Here is a 3,417-nt window from a genome sequence, read left to right as displayed (position 1 = left end):
TATCGGTCCACATCCTGCCCCTGCCCGGGCGGGGCCGCTAACGGGGGTTCTCCCGGGCACCCGGCCCCCCGCCGCGATTGCTGGGCGGTTGCTGCGGCGGGGGGGGCCGGGGGCGGCAACGCCGCCCGCCGCCGCCTATCCTGAGGTCATGGCACGCATCACCGGCTCCTGGCTCAGCGGACCCGAGACCGGCGGTGATCCGTCGGCCTCCGAGTACCCGGGCCAGCAGCTCGGACTGCCGAGGGAAGGCGCCGGATCGCTGGCCTCGACGGTGCGCCGTATCGCCGCGCTGTTCGTCGACTGGATGATCGGCGTCGGCATCTCCGCGCTGATCGTGCAGGGCGTCAACGCCGACCTCACCCTGCTGATCTGGTTCCTGATCGGCGTGATCTCGGTGACGCTGTTCGGTTTCACCCCCGGCCAGTACTTCCTGCGGCTGCGCGTGGTGCGCATCGACGCGCCGGTGCCGGTCGGCTTCGTCCGGGCGCTGGCCAGGCAGGTGCTGCTGGTGTTCGTCATCCCGGCGCTGTTCACCGACGGCGACGGCCGCGGCATGCACGACCGCGCCACCGGAACCGCCCTGGTCAACGCCAGGTGAGAGCAGTCACCACCCGGTAGGGGCGCCGGTCGATCGGGATAGGCGGCCGGAAGGCGAACAGCCCGGGCGGGTGCCCGGGCTGTGTCGGTGGAACGGTTCGGTCGGCTCAGCGCCTGCGGATGGTGCGCTGCATGCCCTTCATCTTCGCGCCGGCGGGCATCGGCCCCTTCGGCAGCGCGGGACCGGTGCGCTTGCTCAGCGCCGACAGCCTGGACTCGATCTGGTCCATACGCTTGGCGTCGATGTTCGGGGGCAGCTTGGTCAGGCGCTTCTGCAGATCCTTGAGCGGGATCTGGCCCTCCTCGTTGCCGACCACGAAGTCGTAGATCGGGGTGTCGCCGATCAGGCGGGCGGTGCGCTTCTTCTCCTGCGCGAGCAGCGGCTTGAGCCGGTGCGCCGAGCCCTCGCCGATCAGGATCACGCCGGGACGGCCGATCACCCGGTGCACCGCGTCCAACTGGGTGGTCGCGGCGACGCCGTTGCTCACCCGCCACTTGCCCTGCAGATTGTCCAGCACCCACGCGGCCGCGCCCGCCTGGCCCTCGGCCTTGGCGTAGACGTTGGCCTGCACGCGGCGGCCGAAGATGATGAACGCGACCAGCACGCCGAGCAGCAGGCCGAGCGGCACCAGGAAGAACCAGCTGATGCCGAAGATCAGGCTGATCGCCAGGAACACCACGGTGATGCCGACGAGCGCGCCGATCATCAGCGGCAGCAGGAGCTTGTCTTCCTTGCGCTGCATCTGGAACGCCTGCCAGAGCTGCTGACGACGCTCCTTCGACGCCTGCTTGCGTGCCGCCTTCGCCGCGGCCTTCGCTTCCTTCGACGGTTTACCGCCCTTACCTGCTGCCATGGCACTCAGGATAGTGGGCTCATGTCGGGGCCTCGTCGAGCACCGTCCGCGAGACCGGTGCGGGCATCGGCTCGTGGCGGAGATAGCCACGGTGGAACTCGCCGCTGCCGTGGGCGAGGGATCGCAGGTCCACCGCGTAGTTGCGCAACTCCCGCTCGGGCACCTCCGCGTCGATGCGGGTGCGCCCCGATCCGTGCGGCGTGGTCCCGAGAACGCGGCCGCGCCGGCTCGACAGATCGCCGAGAACGGCGCCCAGGAAATCGTCGGCAACCACGATCGACACCTCGTCGATCGGCTCCAGCAGGACCACCCCCGCCTGCGCCGCGGCCTCGCGCAGCGCCAGCGCCCCCGCGGTCTGGAAGGCGGCGTCGGAGGAGTCGACGGAATGGGCCTTGCCGTCGACGAGCGTCACCCGGATGTCCACCAGCGGGTATCCGGCCACCACGCCGCGCGCGGCCTGGGCGCGCACACCCTTCTCCACCGACCCGATGAACTGCCGGGGCACCGCGCCGCCGACCACCGCGTCAACGAACTCCAGCCCCGACCCGGTCGGCAGCGGCCTGACCTCGATCTCGCACACCGCGAACTGCCCGTGCCCGCCGGACTGCTTGACGTGCCTGCCACGCGCCCGCGCCTGCCCGGCCAGGGTCTCGCGCAGTGCCAGCCGGTACTCCTCGAGATCGACGCGCACCCCGAACCGGGTGCGCAGCCGCTCCAGCGCCACATCGCGGTGCGCCTCGCCGAGGCACCACAGCACCAGCTGCCCGGTGTCGCGGTTGTGTTCGACCCGCAGCGTCGGGTCCTCGGCGGTGAGCCGGGCCAGACCGGTGGACAGCTTGTCCTCGTCGGACTTGGCGTGCGCGCGCACGGCGACCGGCAGCAACGGTTCGGGCAGCGGCCACGGCTCGATACGGACGGGGGCGGCGGTGGCCGACAGGGTGTCGCCGGTCTCGGCGTGCGCAAGCTTGGTGACGCAGGCGATGTCGCCCGCGATGGCCTCGGGGATGGGCCGCTGCTGCTTGCCGAACGGCGCCGCGACCGAGCCCACTCGCTCGTCGACGTCGTGCTCGGGGTGGCCGGGATCGCCCGGCTCGGCGAGGCCGTGGCCGCGGACGTGGACGATGTCGTCGGCGTGCAGGGTGCCGGAGAACACCCGCACCAGCGAGACCCGGCCGACATAGGCGTCGGAGGAGGTGCGGATCACCTCGGCGGCGAGGTCGGCCCTCGGGTCGCAGGCCAGCGGCTCGGCGGCGCTGCCGTTGCCGCGCGCGGTGACCACGTGTTCGGCGGGGGTGGGGAAGCCGCCGACGATCAGCTCGAGCAATTCCACGGTGCCGAGCCCGGTGCGCGCCCCTTCGGGAGCGGAGGCGCCGATCAGCACCGGGTGGAAACCGGCCTGCGCGACCGCCCGCTCCAGATCGGCGGTCAGGGTCTGCGGGTCGATCTCACCGCCCTCGAGATAGCGCTCCATGAGCGATTCGTCCTCGCTGCCCGCGATCACCGCCTCGATCAGCTGGGCGCGGCCCCGCTCGGCGAGGCGGGCCTGCTCCTCGCTCGGTTTCCCGGCCACGGGCTGCCCGCCGGAGTAGTCGATCACCCGGTTCGACAGCAGGTCGATCAGCCCGGTGACCTGCCGGTGCCCGTCCGCCCCGGCCTTTCCGTAGATCGGGATGTGCAGCGGCACGATGGATTCCGACGAACCGTCGCCGAGGAACAGGCCACAGGCGTGCACCAGTTCGTCGAAGTCGGCGCGGGCGGCGTCGAGATGGGTGAGCACGATCGCGCGCGGCATGCCCGCTGCCTCGCACTCGTCCCACAGCGCCCTGGTCGCCCCGCCGACGCCGCTCGCGCCGTCGGCCGCCGAGATAACGAACAGCGCGGCGTCGGCGGCGCGCCGCCCCGCGCGCCGCGCGCCCCCCCAATACCCGTAGCCCGGGGGGTGGATGAGGGTGGTATTTGTGTCGCG

Annotated in this window: 3 protein-coding genes; 1 reads left to right on the top strand and 2 read right to left on the bottom strand. The window is 72.0% G+C overall.

Annotation, left to right across the window (positions count from 1 at the left end; all coding sequences use genetic code 11):
* Positions 1-148: 148 nt before the first annotated feature.
* Entirely contained in the window at positions 149-598 is a 450-nt protein-coding gene (locus QH283_RS24195; RefSeq protein ID WP_280505237.1) for an RDD family protein, read from the top strand.
* A gap of 106 nt (positions 599-704) precedes the next feature.
* On the opposite strand, the gene QH283_RS24190 is transcribed toward QH283_RS24195, so the two are convergent.
* Complete coding sequence (locus tag QH283_RS24190) at positions 705-1,451, bottom strand: DUF4191 domain-containing protein (protein ID WP_280505236.1); 747 nt, start codon at positions 1,449-1,451, stop codon at positions 705-707.
* Between the two features lie 19 nt (positions 1,452-1,470).
* Positions 1,471-3,417: elongation factor G-like protein EF-G2 (locus QH283_RS24185; RefSeq protein ID WP_280505235.1), on the bottom strand; the 1,947-nt coding region annotated here is incomplete at its 5' end.

Source organism: Nocardia farcinica, from assembly GCF_029867845.1.
Taxonomy (GTDB): Bacteria; Actinomycetota; Actinomycetes; order Mycobacteriales; family Mycobacteriaceae; genus Nocardia; species Nocardia farcinica_A.
Note: the sequence above shows the minus strand (reverse complement) of the source record. Positions and strands in the feature narration are given on the sequence as shown.